Below are 16,307 nucleotides of genomic sequence, written 5' to 3' on the forward strand. Positions count from 1 at the left end.
ATATCTAGTAAATAATATATACTAAGATATTATTAAATATAGTTTAACAAATATCATATTTTTAAATTAAATGAAGGTGCAATAAAATGGTTAAGTTTTTAGGAGGATTAGGTGATAATTTGTTGAAAAATGTAGAAACGCCTACCTTTCTACCTGAAGATAATATAAGATTTGGTGTAAAATATTCTCCAGAATCTAAACCTCCAGTTATTGGAAGAAATCATACGATTCGTTCTAATTCAATTATCTATAATGATGTTGTAATTGGAGATAATTTTAGAACAGGTCATAATGTTGTTATTCGTGAAAATACGAACATTGGTGATGATGTTTTAATTGGAACTAACACAGTAATTGAAGGGGATGTTATAATTGGAAACGATGTTAGTATCCAATCTAATGTTTATATTCCTACTAATTCAGTAATTGAAGATAATGTTTTTATTGGACCTTGTGCTTGTTTTACTAATGATAAGTATCCTGTTAGAATTAATTATGAATTACAAGGGCCAAGAATAAGAAGAGGTGCTTCAATTGGGGGTAACACTACATTTTTATCTAATGTGGAAATTGGTGAAGGATCTATTGTAGCTGCAGGTGCTATTGTTATTCATAGTGTCCCTCCTTTTTATTTAGCTATTGGGACACCTGCTAGAATCAAACCTCTTCCAGATCATTTAAAAGTTCCAAATAAATTATAGTTCGCATAATCTCAAACAACTTTCGAAAAGGTTATATACTAGTTTTTATAATATAAGTGATTGTTTAAATTAATTAATTTTAATGTAAACAAAAATTTTAAAAAAGGAGATATTATGTCTAAATGGAAATGTGTAGTTTGCGGGTACATTTATGACAGTGAAAAAGGTATACCAGAAAACGGCATTGAACCAGGTACTGAATTTGAAGATTTACCTGATGACTTTAAATGCCCAATGTGTGGAGCTGGTAAAGCTATGTTTAAACAAATATGAGAAATTTGTTTAATTAAGATAGGAGGAGTATTTATGGCTTATGTATGTAAAGTGTGTGGTTATGTTTACGAAGGAGACGATTTTGAAGATTTGCCTGACGACTGGGTATGTCCCCTTTGTGGTGTAGGAAAAGACCAATTTGAAGAACAATAATACTTTTTTGTTCTTCATTTTATTTTTTTTAAAATTTGTTTATTTTTAAAATTAATTTTAGCTTTATTTTGATATTTTTCAAAAATATTTATTATATTTCTATTATCTTTTGAAACTAAATCATAGCTAATTTTAGTTGTAAACTCTTTCTTAATGATAGTTAATTTGTTATGTCTAATTTCACTTTCAATATTCTTTAAATCACAATAATCAAATATGATATTATAAACATCATAATATTCAACTTCAATTATATCACTTAGTTCAATAGCTTCAAGAACTGATTTACTATAAGCCCGAACTAAACCACCAGCTCCAAGTTTGATTCCTCCAAAATATCTGGTAACTACTGCAGTTATATTATGCAAATCATTTTTTCTCAAAGCATTTATCATAGGTTTACCTGCTGTTCCACTAGGTTCACCATTGTCATCATAACCTTCTCCATCATTTGTAATGTATGCTGTACAATTATGAGTAGCATCATGATATTCCTGATTTATTTTTTGTATAATTTCTTTACTTTCCTTTTTAGTTTTACTTGGAAATAAAGAGCAAATAAATTGGGATTTTTTAATAGTTATTTCACTTTGAACAGCTTTTTCAATAGTTTTCATAAATATCATATAGTTTTATATATTTTGTAAACATAATGTAAGATAACTAAATTATATTTAAGGTGGTATTTTGGCAAGTAAATCAGCTACATTATTAGTAGTTTTTGTAGTAGCTATTATTGCATTTTGTATAGCTAGTGTTTTTGCAGCTATGACTGGTGAGATAAACATTTTACCAAATAATGAAACAAATTTGTTGAATCTTTCAGATAATAATACCAGTGATACATCTATTAATACTCAGTCATATGATAATTCTGGAAGTTCTGATTCTTCTAGTTACTCTTCATCTAGTGACTCTAGCTCTAGTTCTAGTTCATCTCAAAGTTATGATTCTGGAAGTCATGAGTCTCCTAGTCCTTCTCAGGATTATTCTCAAGAAGGAGATTCTGATGGAAGTGGAAGTGGTGGAGCTTCTGAAGGTTCTGGCCAAGAGTCTAGTACTAATATTTAATTTTATTACTTTTTATTTTTTAAAAATCTAAAAGCTTTTCAACATCAAATACAACAGAGTTAATAGCTAAATCAAAGAGTTGTTTTCCGTAGACTTCATCAACATAGACTCCATTTTCTTCAACATCTTTTGCACCTTCTTCAATGTTTGGATCATTTTCACGTGCTTGTTTAAAACCATATAGACCAACTTCTTCATATTTGTTTAAATCAGTCTGATTTTTAATTTCCTTTTCATCAAGTATTTCTAAAACTTTTCCCATTGAAAGCTCACCACTTCCTCCATGAGGACCTTCTGAAGAAATAATTTTATTATTAAAAATAATAGTTAACTCAGTTTCATCTTCAATATCATATAATTCAGTCATTAAAGGTATGTTTCCACCATGTGAATTAACAATAACTACTTTTTTAATATCTAAATATTTTTTAGCAGAATTAAGGGTTTTAATTACATTTTGTTTTAATTCATCTAAAGAAACATGAATTCCATGATCTATTTCATCTAATTCATAAGCTGGAAATATTATTCCAAGAAATTTAGCTCCACTTTCAAGTGATGCCTGAAAAGCTATATGTGCTCCAATTTTAGCATCAGTATCAATGGGTAATGCTGGACCATGATTTTCTAAATGGGATCCTAAAGCTATTATTCCAATTTTATGAACTTCAGGGTTTTTGATTTTTCCTGCTTTGTATCTTAATTCTGCCATTTGTACCACCTATTTATAATTCAAAATTCCAGATGTCGTCTCCAACATAATGTTTTGTTTCAATAGCTTTTCCAGAATCATTTTCAACCATTTCTTCACCTGTAATTAAACTTACTCCAATAGCTAATGGTTTTCCATGTGTTTCATCAACAATTAAAACAATATCTTCTGGCGCAATATCCTCATCAGCAGCTACGATTCCAGGACTCATAATGTCCGCACCATTGCTTACAAAACGGATAGCACCCATATCTACAGTTACTTTTTTTCCATGAATTTCATTAGCTAGTGCTGCTTTTAGAGTTGGAAATGGTTTGTCATCTATTATGATGATGTAAGGTTCACCATCAACTAAAATAAATGAATTTGGTTCTGCTTCAAGTATTTCTACATTTTTTTTATTTTGGAGTAATTCACTATATTCTCCTAATTCGTTTTTTATTTCTTTAATTTTCTTTTTTTTCAAGAAATTTCTTTTTTTAACTTTTATAGTCATAGTTTTTTCCCATACCTTAATTTTAATATGTTGTATTATTTACTTTGTATTTATTATACTTTTTTTGATTAGAGTATAATAAAATAAAATTCAGTTAAATTTTTTAATAACTTAGTCTAAAATAAATTTAATTGTCTTATATGGTGTAAATTCCTGTTTAAATAGGGATTTATATTATATAATTAGCTAAAACAAACTAAACATTTATATACTAGTAAGAGTATATAATTTAATATTAGTTTTAATTAGGTTTTGTCTTATCTAAACTTGATTATATTATGTCTAATATTAAAAAAGTAATTAATTTCAAATTACTTTAAATTTATAAAAATACAATAAAAAATTATAGTAATATAAGGTGATAATATGAGCGGACAAAATGTTCAAAGACCACTTGATGCGTTAGGTAAATCTGTGAACTCTCCAGTTTTAATAAAACTTAAAGGAGATCGTGAATTTAGAGGAATACTCAAAAGTTTTGACTTACATATGAACTTAGTTCTTAATGATGCAGAAGAACTCCAAGATGGAGAAGTTACTAGAAGACTTGGTGTTGTGCTCATTAGAGGAGACAATATTGTCTATATCTCACCATAAGTACTATTTTAATTCTAATATTTGTAATAAACGAACTGATTAATTAGGAGGTGTATCAGTGTCAAAAGGTACTCCATCAATGGGTAAAAAGAATAAAAAGACCCATATAAGATGCAGGAGATGTGGAAGAAACACTTACCACATACATAAAAAAGTTTGTGCTTCCTGTGGATTCGGTAAATCTAAAAGGATTAGAAGATACAGTTGGCAAAACAAAAAACCAACTACTAGAAAAAGATTAGTTTAAGTTGGTAATATTTGGAAGATTATTTATTTAATCTTCAATAATCCTATTTTTTCTATTTTATAAAAAAACTTATTTTAGCTATTTTTCATTAATTACTTTGTATTTGGTTTATAATTTTTTTAACTATTATAATTTAGGTATACTTAATAAATAGTTATATTTATAAATAAGTTCTGTAATATACATCATGCAATGAATAGGTTATTTTTTTTTAGTAAAATAACTGAAGTTTCATGGGGGTTTAATCATGACTCAATTAAAAGATATTGTTAAAAAAGAGAACATAAACTTAGATGAATATGTAACCTTTGTAACAGATAATGAGGAAGTACTTGCAGCTAATGTGAAGTATGTTAAAATTAAACAAAGGCAAGATCATTTAATGGGTATAACATTTAATATAAACCCTAAACAATTGAAAGAAGTTGATGGATTTTTTAATTCTTTAACTTCTGGTGAAAGAATTTTTTACAATATTAGTCAAACTGGTTATATTCCTGTAAATTATAGGGGAATGTTGCCAATTTCTAAAAATGTAACACATAATCCTGAAGAAACATTTTCAATAACAATAATGGTAGATCCAGCTATTAATATTCCTAAAGATAGTTATGCTGAACCTACATGTAATAATTGTGTGTTTCATCATATAAAATAGGTGTAAAATATGGATGATAATGGAATAAGTCCTTATATAACAATGACTAAAGTTCGTTCTGGTGAAAAACTTCAAATTGAACAAAAATATGTTAAAATTAGAGAAGGACAAAATAAATTGATGGCTGTTAGTTATCAAGCTCCAATTTTTGAAATGGTTGAGCTTGAAAGGTTTTTTGATGATTTTGCTCCTTCTGAAAAAATAAAATTTAATATTGGTGGAACAGGAAGTTTTGGTGTAAATTTCAGGGGAATTATTGAAGGAAATCAAAAGAATTTTAGTAAAAATATTGATCATAAAATAATTCTTTTAGAAGAGTATAAATGTCCTAAAAAAGATGAATATACTATTCCGAAAAGATCTTCTAAATTTGTACCTAAAGTAGCTCAAAAATCTAAATAATATGATAATCTATTATTCTGCAACTGGAAACTGCAAATATGTTGCAAATAGGATAGCCAGTAAAACACAAGACATGGCTCAATCTATGATTGGATATGATGGTTCTATTTATTTGGAAAAAGGTGAATCTTTAGGTATTGTAGTTCCCGCTCACTTCTGGGGTCTTCCTACATTTGTTGATGGGTTTTTATCAAAGATTGATATAAAATCTGCTGATAAAAATCCCTACATTTTTTTAATTGCTACTTTTGGAACAAGTCCTGGGTACTGTTGTGGATATCTTGCTAATTTAATAGAATCTAAAGGATTTAGTGTATCTGCTAAATTCACTATTTTAATGGTTGATACATGGACGCCAGTTTTTAATTTATCAGATAATGATAAAATTAATAAAAAGACTTTAAATTCTGATAAACAGATTGAAGATGTAATTTCTAAAATTGAATGTAAAAAAGAGGGCGATTTTGTTAAAAGGAAATTACCTAAATTTGTCTGTGATATTTTTAGAAAACTTACTAAATCTTATAGAAAAACCAGTCATTTGCATGTTAATGAAAAATGTATTGGATGTGGATTATGTAAAAATAAATGTCCAGTTGAAGCTATTGAATTACAGATGAAAAAACCAATCTGGATTAAAAATGAGTGTGTCATGTGTTTGAGGTGCCTTCATCTGTGTCCTAATTTTGCAATTCAATATGATAATAGGACTAAAAATCATGGACAATACTTAAATCCACATATAAATTCTCTGGATTAATCGATTACACTTGGAACTTCATCTTCTACAGCATCCCAAAGCTCTGGAGCCCAACCTTGTGAACCATTAATTACCATATCTAAAAGTCTTACTTTTCCATCTTTAAAACGGAACAACCTGTAGTCTTGTTGGGTTTTTTTAGCAGTTCCTTCTTTGTTACAATCAAGATATAAACCTTCATCATATTCTTCCTGGAAGTCTCCAGCTTTTACAAAATCTCCAACAAGTGAATATCCATTTTTCACAGTTTTATCTAATTTTTCTACGGTTTTCAACCATCCACCTTGAGCTCTAAATTTTATATCAGGGTCGATTTTTTTTATTTCTTCAAACCAGTTTAATTTCATAATTACCAAATCCTTGTTATGTTTAATATTGGATGATTTTGTTTTATAAATAAACAGTAAGAGCATTTGGAAATTATTAATCTTAATAACAATAGTTATATATACTTCTTTTTATAACTATATATTTATATAAGCATAAAAACAAATTTTATATCATATTTAAAGAAGATTGGTCTTTATTATGAATTTACTAGAAAAATTTAACATAGTCCCAAACGATAAGCATCTTTATGATGTTGCATTTACTCATGGATCTTATGGAACAAAACACAAGTTGGATTATACTTATGAAAGATTAGAGTTTTTAGGAGATTCTGTTTTGAATATGATAGTTTCAGAATATCTATTTAAACAGTATCCAGATTATGAAGAAGGTAAATTAACCAAATTACGAGCAAATTATGTCTGTCAAACAGCATTAATTTATTATTCTCATGAATTGGGATTAGATAAACATATTAAAATATCTGGTGATGATAGTAAAATCACTGAAAATGAAGTTTTATCAATTACTGCAGATATTTTTGAATCATTTCTAGGAGCAATATTTTTAGATCAAGGTATAGAATTTGCAAAAGACTACATCTCTAAAATTATATTTCCATATATTGATGCTAAAAAAGTATTTTTCTTTGATTATAAATCAGTAATAAAAGAATATGGGGATGCACAGGAAGTAGATATTGAATATAAAATAATTGATGAATGTGGAGTTCCACATAATAAAACTTTCATAATATCTATTTTAATTGATGGAAAAGAAATGGGTGTAGGTAAAGGTAAAAATAAAAAAGAAGCTGAACAAGCTGCTTCAAAACAAGCTATGAAAAAACTAAAAATACAAAAATATTAAAAAGGTGTCTTTGATGAAAAAAGAATCAGTTGGAGTTGTTCAAACAAAATATTATAATATTGAAGAACCAATTGAATTAGAATGTGGAAAAACTCTTGATAACATTACAGTAGCTTATGAAACCTATGGGGAACTTAATAAAGAAAAAGACAATGCAATATTAATTTGTCATGCATTATCTGGAGATGCTCATGCTGCAGGATGGCATGAAGGAGATAAAAAACCAGGATGGTGGGAAATAGTAATAGGTCCTGGAAAAGCTTTAGATAGTGAAAAATACTTTATTATATGTTCTAATGTATTAGGTGGATGTAAAGGAACAACTGGTCCAACATCTATTAATCCAAAAACTGGGAAAGAATATGGTTTAGATTTTCCAGTTATCACAATAAAAGACATGGTTAATGTTCAAAAAAAATTAATTGATGGTTTTGGAATTGATAAACTTGCAGCAGTAGTTGGAGGTTCAATGGGAGGAATGCAAACATTACAATGGTTAGTATCTTATCCAAACATGATGAAAAAAGCTGTTGCAATAGCTACTACTGCAAGATCTTCACCACAACAAATTGCATTTAATGAAGTAGGTCGCCAGTCAATAGTAGGTGACCCAAATTGGAATAATGGAAATTATTATGGTACAGGTAAAATTCCAAAAGAAGGTTTATCTGTAGCTCGTATGATAGCACACATTACATATTTAAGTGATGAATCAATGTATCTTAAATTTGGTAGGGATTTACAGGATAAAGATGAGATTACATATGATTTATCTATGGATTTCCAAGTTGAAAGCTATTTGCACCATCAGGGAGCAAGTTTTGTTAAACGTTTTGATGCAAATAGTTATCTCTACATTACAAAGGCAGTAGATTTATTTGATCTTGCAGAAAATGATTCCTTGATTGATGGACTTAAAAATGTTAAAGCAAAAGTGGAAATTATTTCAGTGGATTCTGATTGGTTATATCCAGTTGAACAAGGAACTGAAATAGTAACAGCTTTAAACGCAAATGATGTTGAAGTAAGCTTTTCAGAACTTAAATCAAACTATGGACATGATGCATTTTTACTTGAAAAAGGACAACTTAATTATATTTTATCTAAATTCTTATCTGACAATATAGTTGAAGATTTAATGCTTACTAGTGTAGCTACAATTACACAACAAGCAAAAATAGAAGAAGCTGCTAAATTAATGTTTGACAGTAATGTTACGCATATACCAGTAGTTACTAATGACAAAAAATTAATTGGAATTGTAACAAGCTGGGATTTAGCTAAAGCAATAGCTACAAATTCATCTGATTTAAAAGAAATAATGACAAAAACAGTTAAATTTTGCCATGCAAATGATTCTATTGAATCAACAGCACGTAGAATGAGGAAATTAGATATTTCATCTCTTCCAGTAGTTGATGATGATTTTAAATTAAAAGGAATTATTTCCACGGATCAAATAAGTCATTTAGTATCAGAATATAGGTAGAAAGGTTTATCCTTTCTAACTAATTGCTTTTTTCAATGCTTGGTCAATATCTGCTATTAAATCTTCAACGTCTTCAATACCAACTGACATTCTAATAAAATCAGGAGTAATTCCACCTTCTAACTGTTCTTCATTAGTCATATTAGAATGTGTAGTACTTGCAGGATGAATAACTAAAGATTTTGCATCACCAATATTAGCTACATGGCTTAAAAGTTCAACACTTTCAATAAATTTTTTACCTTCTTCTAAACCACCTTTGATTCCAAATCCAACAATTCCACCATAATTACCGTTTAAATACTTTTCAGCCATTTCATGATTTTCATTATCTTCAAGACCAGGATAATTAACCCAGGAAACTGCTTCATGAGTTTGTAAAAATTTAGCTATTTCTAAAGCATTTTTACAATGTTGATTAACTCTTAAAGACAATGATTCTATACTCTGCAATATTAAAAATGCATTAATAGGACTTAAAACAGTACCTAAATCTTTCATTAAATGAACACGTGCTTTAGTAATATATGCTTTTTCTTTAAAAGATTCAGCATAAATTAACCCATGGTATGCAGGATCGGGTGTTGTAAACTGTGGGAATTTACCGCAGGTCCAGTCAAAAGTACCACCATCAACAATAACTCCACCCATGCTGGTTCCAGTTCCAGATAAAAATTTGGTAGCAGAATGAACAACAATATCTGCACCATGTTCCAAAGGTCTAACCATGGTAATAGCTGAAGTATTATCAACAATTAAAGGTAAATTATGTTTATGTGCTATTTTTGATATTTCTTCAAAATCTGGAATATCTAATTTTGGATTACCAATAGATTCACAGTATATTGCCTTTGTATTTTCATTAATTGCATTTTCATAAGCTTCAAGGTCATGTGTGGGTACAAAATTTACTTTTATACCCCAATTAGGCATAGTATTTTTAAATAAAGTAAATGTACCTCCATAAAGATTATTTGATGCAACAATTTCATCACCTGAGTTAGCTATATTTAAAATAGCTAGTAAAATTGCACTCATGCCTGTTGATTGTGAAAGAGCTCCAACACCACCTTCAATAGCAGCTACTCTTTTTTCTAAAACATCTAATGTTGGATTAGATATTCTGGTATATAAATAACCTTCTTCTTCAAGAGCATATAATTTTTTAGCTTTTTCAGCACTTTCAAATGCATATGAGCTAGTATGATATATTGGTGTGGCTCTAGATCCAGTAACTGGATCAACTTCTTCTCCAGCATGAACTTCTAAGGTTCTCTGTTTGTATTTTTTTGGATTTGATTTATTTGTCATGATTTTTATTTTGTTGTTATTATTTATTTAATTAATTATTATTTATGTGAGATGATTTTGTTATTTTTCTTTTTAATGTTTTTTTTTGAGTTATTTAATTCGTATTTGGTTTTTGTTTGAATATTTTTAGTATTATATTGTATGTGTCCTGTATTTTTTGTTATTATATGTATTATTCAATTTTTCAACTTGAGTAAAACTAACAGGTTCAATAGGGTATTTTTTGTTATTATATGTATTATTCAATTAATTGCTTTGTATAATTTAACTAAAATAATAATATGATTTTTATTAGATATTATAATAAATTATGATATTTTAATAAAGTCTATTTTTTTTAAAATTATCGATGTGTAATTTAAACTGTAAAAAAATTAGTTGATTTCAAGGGATTTTAATTAATGGTTTTAGGGGTATTTTGTTATTTCATTTATAAATATTTATTTTTCTATTTTGAAATTTGTTTAGTTTAATTTATTATTATTTTATATTTTTCCTAAAATTGAATTATAAATTAATAGTTTTGCTATTTTAAGCAGTATTTTGTTGTTTAAATGCTTTTTAATTTCTTTAAATTAATATTTATTTTGTTATATTGCTGTTTTTTATCTAATTATATTGTATTTTATTTCATTATTTTGATAATTATTTATTTAATTTTTGTTATTTTGTATAAATTTATAGAAAAGTATATTTATGTTATTTTTTAAAAATAGTATTGGTAGATTTGTTTGTTATGCAATTTATGTATAACAGTGCATTTCTATCGTTATTTGGTGTGATGTATATGTTTAGAAAGATATATTGTTTTGTGGCAATATTTTGTTTATTATTTTTTATAATAGGCAATGTTGCTGCTGCAAATCAAGATTTAACTAATGATGGAACATTTAGCGATGTTCAAAATGTTGTAAATCAAGCAAATGTGGGGTCTGGTGATGTGATTTATTTAAATAATCATTCATTCACTGGATCTGGCAGTGAAATTTCTGTAAATAAAAATGGAATCACTATTGATGGTTCTATTAATCCAAATAAAGGTGGAACTGGTAATGAAGTATCTACTTTAGATGCAAAGAATTTATCTAGAGTTATTAATATTGATGGAGCGAATGATGTTGTCTTAAAAAATATTATTTTTACTAATGGTAATCTTGTAGGTAGTAATAATCAATTTGCGATTAATGGTGCGGGTATTTATAATACTGGAAGTAATTTAGTATTAGATAATTGTGAAATTACCAATTGTTCAATAACTTCTAATTATGTTTGTGAGGTAAATGGAGTAATATATTCAAATAAAAAAATTTCTATGTCTAATTGTGTTTTAAAAAGCAATAAAGCTTGTAGTTATTATACTGGTGTAGGTAATGGTTTTGGTGTTAGACTTATGGTATTTGAGGGATCAATTGTTAACTGTACAGTTCAAAATAATTTTGTGTTTTCTGGAGTAGCAATGGCTACTGGAATTTCAATGTATGGTTCATTAACTAATCGAGTATCCAATGTTAAATTTATAAATAATACTGTGCGAACTATTTCTGGTATTGCTTATGGTGGAGCTATACAAATATTAGGTGTTGTTACTAATTGTACATTTAACAATAATTCTGCTATAGCAGATAATAATGAGTCTCATGCTGGCGCATTATGTTTTAAACCAGGCACGAAAGTTTCTAACTGTACTTTTATAGGTAATAATGCTTATCAAGGTGGAGCAACTACTTTTCATGCAGATGGTAATTTAGATAATTGTATATTCATAAATAATACTGCAAAAGGTTATGGTGGAGCTATTTCAACTGGTTATGGTGAATCTGGTGTGGTATTGATTCAAAAAATATCTATTTTTAATTCTTATTTTGAAGGAAATTCTGCACCAATTGGTGGAGCTATTGCAACAAAAGGAACTGCTGTTAACATGACAAATTCTAATTTTGTATCAAATAGTGCTAGTAAAAATGGTGGAGCAATTTTTATTATGGATGATGGTATTAATGTATTGAATTCTAATTTCACAAATAATTCTGCTAGAGAATATGCAGGGGCAATTTATGTAAATGGAAGTAATGTTAATATTTCTGATTCCAATTTTAATAATAATTTTGCAGAATTTTCAGGTGCTATAAGAGTATATGGAAATAATGTGTCTATTAATGAATCTAAATTCACTAATAATAAAGCAATTTCTAAAGGTTTTTCTAAAGCTCAAATTGGGGCTGTTGGAATTATTGGAAGTAATGTTAATGTAACACGTGTTTATTTTGTAAATAATTCTGCTGAAGGTGATGGTGGAGCATTAGGCGTAATTGGGGATAATGTTCAAGTTTTCAGTTCTGAATTCTATTATAATCATGCTAATCCATTTAACAATGATTTGAATACTGGATTAGGTGGTGCAATATATAATATTGGTAATAATATTGTTTATGATAATGTAATATTCAAATATAATACTGCTGTTAATGGTTCTGCAATGTATATTAATGGTTCAGCTAGTCTTAATAATATTGTATTCTATAAAAATCAAGCATATACTTATGTATTGCCAATCAGCGTTCAGAATATTAAAAATAAATATGGCACTACAGTTAATGTTACTGTAACAATTGTTGGTGGAAATAATATAGCAAATGCAATACATTATGTGGGAACATATGATAGTATTTCATTTAATAATGTAACTTACTTGTTTAATGCAAATGGGAATATTATAAATAGAACAACTGGTTCTAATGAGATACATCCGGTTGTTGGTGCTGGAAACAGTAAAAATGGTACTTTAATATATATTGATAATAGAGAAAATACTCAAGTAATTAAACCTATTGTTATTCATGATGAAAATGGTAACGTGATTTTTAATAAAACATTACTTTCTTCAATTGTTGGTGATGTTAAATTTTCATTAAGTAATCTTAATCCAGGTATGTATACTGTTGAAGCAGAACATCCAGAAGATTTATTTTACAAAACTATTAAAAATCAAACTAAATTTGAAATAGAAAAACTTGTTGATTTGGATGTTAATATTAGTACTAATAAAAAATTTTATGAGTTAAATGAAGAAGTAGAATGGACTATTACATTAACTAATCATGGACCTCATAGTGATGATAACTGTTATATAAATGGAATTAAACTTGAAAATATTATTGATTTCTCTCCTTCAAAAGGTATTTTCGATGCAACTAATGGCATATGGAATGTAGGAAAATTAGCTCAAAACGAAACTGTGACTCTTAAAATAAAAACAAATCCTGCAAAATTGGGTATTGTTACTCTCACGGTTAATGCTGTAAATAGTACGCAAGATAGTAATATAAGTAATAATATAGCTACTGAAAGTATTTATATACAAGCACAACCGATTGTAGTTCCAGTAAAAAATGTAAATGTTACTAATCCTAACTTTGGTGATAAAGTTAAATACACTATAATAGTAAGTAATTCAGGTAATATTTCTGCTAATGTACCTTTAAGAGATATACTTGATGAAGGGTTAACTTTCATTGGAGCTAGTGGGAAATATAATTGGAATCAAACTACTCGCACTATCACATGGAATATTACTGGATTACATCCTGGTAAAAATTTAACTTTCTATGTATATGCTATTGTAAATGATTATGGAGTTTTAAACAACACAGCTATTGTTAGAAATAATACTACTGTAAGAAATATAACTGTTCCGGAAATTATTCCTAATAAAACAGTTAATAATGAAATTCCTAATTTTGGAGATGAATTAACTTATTTTGTCTCACTTTTCAATGATGCAATGGTTGATGCAAAAAATGTAGTTGTTGTTGATTATTTGCCAGAAGGATTGAAATATATTAATTCTTCAAATAATGGTGTTTATAATCCGGTTACTCGTACTATAACTTGGATAGTTAACATTACTGCAAAAAATAATCTTAAATTAATTTTAACCTGTGTTGTAGAAGATTATGGTAAGTTAATTAATAATGTTACTGTTGGGGATAAAAATGCTTCAGTAAATGTATATGTCCCTGAGATTACTCCTGCTAAATCTGTTAATATTTCTAATCCTAATTTTGGTGATAATATAACTTATACAGTCATTGTTACTAATGATGGTGTTGTTGGTTCTAGGCATGTTGTGGTTAGGGATGTTTTAAGTGAAGGTTTAACTTTCATTAAAGCTACAGATAACTATGTTTGGGATGAAGATACACGTACTATAACTTGGATTGTGGATTTAGGTGAAAGTGAATCTAAAACTTTCTATGTATATGCTACTGTATCTAGTTATGGAAATATTACAAACAAAGTTGTTGTTGGTAATAGGACTAGTTTTGTTGATGTGTCTGTTCCTGAGATTGTTCCTAGTAAGTCTGTGGATGTTGAGGTTCCTAATTTTGGTGATGATGTGACTTATACTGTTAGTGTTACTAATGGTGGGGTTGTTGATTCTAAGTATGTTGTGGTTAGGGATGTTCTTGGTGAAGGTTTGAAATTTGTTAGTGCTAGTCATAATGGTATGTATGAGGAGGTTACTCGTTGTATTACTTGGATTGTTGATTTAAATGCTGGTGAAACTCTTGTTTTCACTGTGAAAGCTAATGTTATAGGATATGGGAATATCAATAATACTGTGATTGTTGGTAATAAATCGGTTATTAAGAATATCACAGTACCAGAGATTATCCCAAATAAAACAGTAAATGTTTCTAATCCTAATTTTGGTGATAATATAATTTATACAATTACTGTATTTAATAATGCTGTTGTTGATGCTAAAAATGTGGTAGTTGTTGATTATTTACCTGAAGGATTGAAATATGTTAATTCTTCAAATAATGGTGTTTATGATCCGATTACTCGTAGTATAACCTGGATAGTTAACATTACTGCAAAAAATAATCTTAAATTAATTTTAACCTGTGTTGTAGAAACTTATGGTAAATTGATTAATAATGTTGCTGTTGGGGGTAATAATGATTCGGTAGATGTTATTGTGCCTGAAATTGTTCCAAATAAAACTGTAAACACTGAAAACCCTAACTTTGGTGATAATGTAACTTACACAGTTACTATTACGAATGATGGAATTAATAATGCTAAAAATGTTATTGTTCGTGATATGTTGGGTGAAGGATTAATTTTCATTAAAGCTACTGGTAATTATGTTTGGGATGAAGCTACACGTACTATAACTTGGATTGTAGATTTGGACAAAAAAGAAACTAAAATGTTCTATGTATATTCTACTGTCTTAGGTTATGGAATTATTCCAAATAATTTAACTATTGGTAATAAAAACAGTGTAGTAAACATAATTGTTCCTGAAATTATCCCTAATAAAACAGTTAATATTAAAAATCCTATTCTTGGTGATAATGTAACATATGCAGTAAATGTAAATAATGTGGGTAAAGTTAATGCAACAAATGTTGTAGTTAAAGATGTGCTTCCTGAAAGATTAAAATTTATTAGTGCTTCAAATGGTGGGGTTTATAATCCAATTACTCATACTATTACATGGATTATAAATATTACTGCTAATTCATCTGTTGAATTAACTGTTAATGTTAATGTAACTAAGTTAGGGAATATTACAAATAATGTAACTGTTGGAAACAGAACAGCTAACTGCACTATTGAATCTGAAGAAATTGTTGATTTAGAAATAACTATAATTGCTGATAAGTCTACAATATCTGTTGGAGACATAATTATCTACACAGTTACAGTCATAAATAATGGGCCAAACGATGCAATAAATGATATTGTTGATATGATAATGCCAAATACTTTAAACATTCTTTCATATAATGCAACAAAAGGAACATTTAACATGACTTCCAGTCAGTGGTATATAGGAAACTTAACAAAAGATGAAAAAATCACATTAACATTTGTAGCTAAAACATTAAACAAAGGCAATTTAACAGTTAATGTAAATGTAACAAGTAAAACCTTTGAAAAAATCCTAAAAAATAACTATGACAATGTAACTATAGAAATACATGAAAACCAAACTTTAAATAATCCAAATAAACCACTAAATCCAGTTCATAAAATTGATTCAAATAATCAGAAAATATCTGAAAACAATCATAATAGTGAAAGAATTAGTTTACCAAATACAGGAAATCCACTTATGATAATGATTTTATGTATTTTAAGTGTACTATTCGTAGGATTTAGAAAAATAAAATTATAACTTTTTAATATTTGAGTTTTAATACTCAAATTAACTTTTTTTTA

General features: G+C 27.9%; 17 protein-coding genes. 12 read left to right on the forward strand and 5 right to left on the reverse strand.

What is annotated here, in order from left to right; all coding sequences use genetic code 11:
• Positions 1-86: 86 nt before the first annotated feature.
• From Q0984_RS07885 to Q0984_RS07895, 3 genes are all read left to right on the forward strand, one after another.
• On the forward strand, positions 87-701 hold the full coding sequence (locus Q0984_RS07885) for an acyltransferase (RefSeq protein WP_299526126.1): 615 nt from the start codon (positions 87-89) through the stop codon (positions 699-701).
• A gap of 114 nt (positions 702-815) precedes the next feature.
• Positions 816-974: a rubredoxin gene (locus Q0984_RS07890; protein WP_299526129.1), complete on the forward strand. Its 159-nt coding sequence runs from the start codon at positions 816-818 to the stop codon at positions 972-974.
• A gap of 33 nt (positions 975-1,007) precedes the next feature.
• Positions 1,008-1,127 carry a rubredoxin gene (locus Q0984_RS07895; protein WP_004034206.1) on the forward strand — a complete coding sequence of 40 codons (120 nt, stop codon included), beginning with the start codon at positions 1,008-1,010 and terminating at the stop codon, positions 1,125-1,127.
• 14 nt (positions 1,128-1,141) lie between these two features.
• Here Q0984_RS07895 and Q0984_RS07900 read toward each other — a convergent pair whose 3' ends face one another.
• Positions 1,142-1,744 (reverse strand): YigZ family protein, encoded by a 603-nt coding sequence (locus tag Q0984_RS07900; protein WP_299526133.1) that lies wholly within the window; start codon positions 1,742-1,744, stop codon positions 1,142-1,144.
• A 70-nt stretch (positions 1,745-1,814) separates the two neighbouring features.
• Here Q0984_RS07900 and Q0984_RS07905 point away from each other — a divergent pair, with 70 nt between their 5' ends.
• The gene (locus Q0984_RS07905) at positions 1,815-2,198 is read left to right on the forward strand and encodes a hypothetical protein (RefSeq protein WP_299526136.1); all 384 of its coding nucleotides are present in this window, start codon (positions 1,815-1,817) and stop codon (positions 2,196-2,198) included.
• A 19-nt stretch (positions 2,199-2,217) separates the two neighbouring features.
• Here Q0984_RS07905 and arfB read toward each other — a convergent pair whose 3' ends face one another.
• Together arfB and Q0984_RS07915 are read right to left on the reverse strand one after the other, a co-directional pair.
• Positions 2,218-2,910: a 2-amino-5-formylamino-6-ribosylaminopyrimidin-4(3H)-one 5'-monophosphate deformylase gene (gene arfB / locus Q0984_RS07910; RefSeq protein WP_299526139.1), complete on the reverse strand. Its 693-nt coding sequence runs from the start codon at positions 2,908-2,910 to the stop codon at positions 2,218-2,220.
• Between the two features lie 13 nt (positions 2,911-2,923).
• Positions 2,924-3,406 (reverse strand): RNA-binding protein, encoded by a 483-nt coding sequence (locus Q0984_RS07915; protein WP_299526142.1) that lies wholly within the window; start codon positions 3,404-3,406, stop codon positions 2,924-2,926.
• Positions 3,407-3,772: 366 nt separating this feature from the next.
• Here Q0984_RS07915 and Q0984_RS07920 point away from each other — a divergent pair, with 366 nt between their 5' ends.
• From Q0984_RS07920 to Q0984_RS07940, 5 genes are all read left to right on the forward strand, one after another.
• Positions 3,773-4,003 (forward strand): LSm family protein, encoded by a 231-nt coding sequence (locus Q0984_RS07920; RefSeq protein ID WP_004034197.1) that lies wholly within the window; start codon positions 3,773-3,775, stop codon positions 4,001-4,003.
• Positions 4,004-4,061: 58 nt separating this feature from the next.
• The gene (locus tag Q0984_RS07925) at positions 4,062-4,250 is read left to right on the forward strand and encodes a 50S ribosomal protein L37e (RefSeq protein ID WP_004034195.1); all 189 of its coding nucleotides are present in this window, start codon (positions 4,062-4,064) and stop codon (positions 4,248-4,250) included.
• Positions 4,251-4,497: 247 nt separating this feature from the next.
• Entirely contained in the window at positions 4,498-4,908 is a 411-nt protein-coding gene (locus tag Q0984_RS07930) for a hypothetical protein (RefSeq protein WP_299526145.1), read from the forward strand.
• Positions 4,909-4,917: 9 nt separating this feature from the next.
• Positions 4,918-5,310, forward strand: a complete 393-nt coding sequence (locus Q0984_RS07935; protein WP_299526148.1) for a hypothetical protein — start codon at positions 4,918-4,920, stop codon at positions 5,308-5,310.
• A 1-nt stretch (position 5,311) separates the two neighbouring features.
• Entirely contained in the window at positions 5,312-6,070 is a 759-nt protein-coding gene (locus Q0984_RS07940; RefSeq protein WP_299526151.1) for an EFR1 family ferrodoxin, read from the forward strand.
• Here Q0984_RS07940 and Q0984_RS07945 read toward each other — a convergent pair.
• Positions 6,067-6,417 (reverse strand): hypothetical protein, encoded by a 351-nt coding sequence (locus Q0984_RS07945; protein WP_299526154.1) that lies wholly within the window; start codon positions 6,415-6,417, stop codon positions 6,067-6,069. The two genes, Q0984_RS07940 and Q0984_RS07945, sit on opposite strands and share 4 nt — an antisense overlap.
• 181 nt (positions 6,418-6,598) lie before the next feature.
• Between Q0984_RS07945 and rnc the strand changes: the two genes are divergently transcribed.
• Together rnc and Q0984_RS07955 are read left to right on the forward strand one after the other, a co-directional pair.
• Entirely contained in the window at positions 6,599-7,270 is a 672-nt protein-coding gene (gene rnc / locus Q0984_RS07950) for a ribonuclease III (RefSeq protein WP_299526157.1), read from the forward strand.
• 13 nt (positions 7,271-7,283) lie between these two features.
• Positions 7,284-8,759: a homoserine O-acetyltransferase gene (locus tag Q0984_RS07955; RefSeq protein WP_299526160.1), complete on the forward strand. Its 1,476-nt coding sequence runs from the start codon at positions 7,284-7,286 to the stop codon at positions 8,757-8,759.
• Positions 8,760-8,774: 15 nt separating this feature from the next.
• Here the strand turns inward: Q0984_RS07955 and Q0984_RS07960 are convergent, their stop codons facing one another.
• Positions 8,775-10,070, reverse strand: coding sequence for an O-acetylhomoserine aminocarboxypropyltransferase/cysteine synthase family protein (locus Q0984_RS07960; protein WP_299526163.1), 1,296 nt, complete (start codon positions 10,068-10,070; stop codon positions 8,775-8,777).
• A 787-nt stretch (positions 10,071-10,857) separates the two neighbouring features.
• Here Q0984_RS07960 and Q0984_RS07965 point away from each other — a divergent pair.
• Complete coding sequence (locus Q0984_RS07965; RefSeq protein ID WP_299526166.1) at positions 10,858-16,263, forward strand: hypothetical protein; 5,406 nt, start codon at positions 10,858-10,860, stop codon at positions 16,261-16,263.
• The last annotated feature ends 44 nt before the right edge of the window (positions 16,264-16,307 follow it).

This window comes from uncultured Methanobrevibacter sp. (assembly GCF_934746965.1).
In the GTDB taxonomy this organism is placed as follows: domain Archaea; phylum Methanobacteriota; class Methanobacteria; order Methanobacteriales; family Methanobacteriaceae; genus Methanocatella.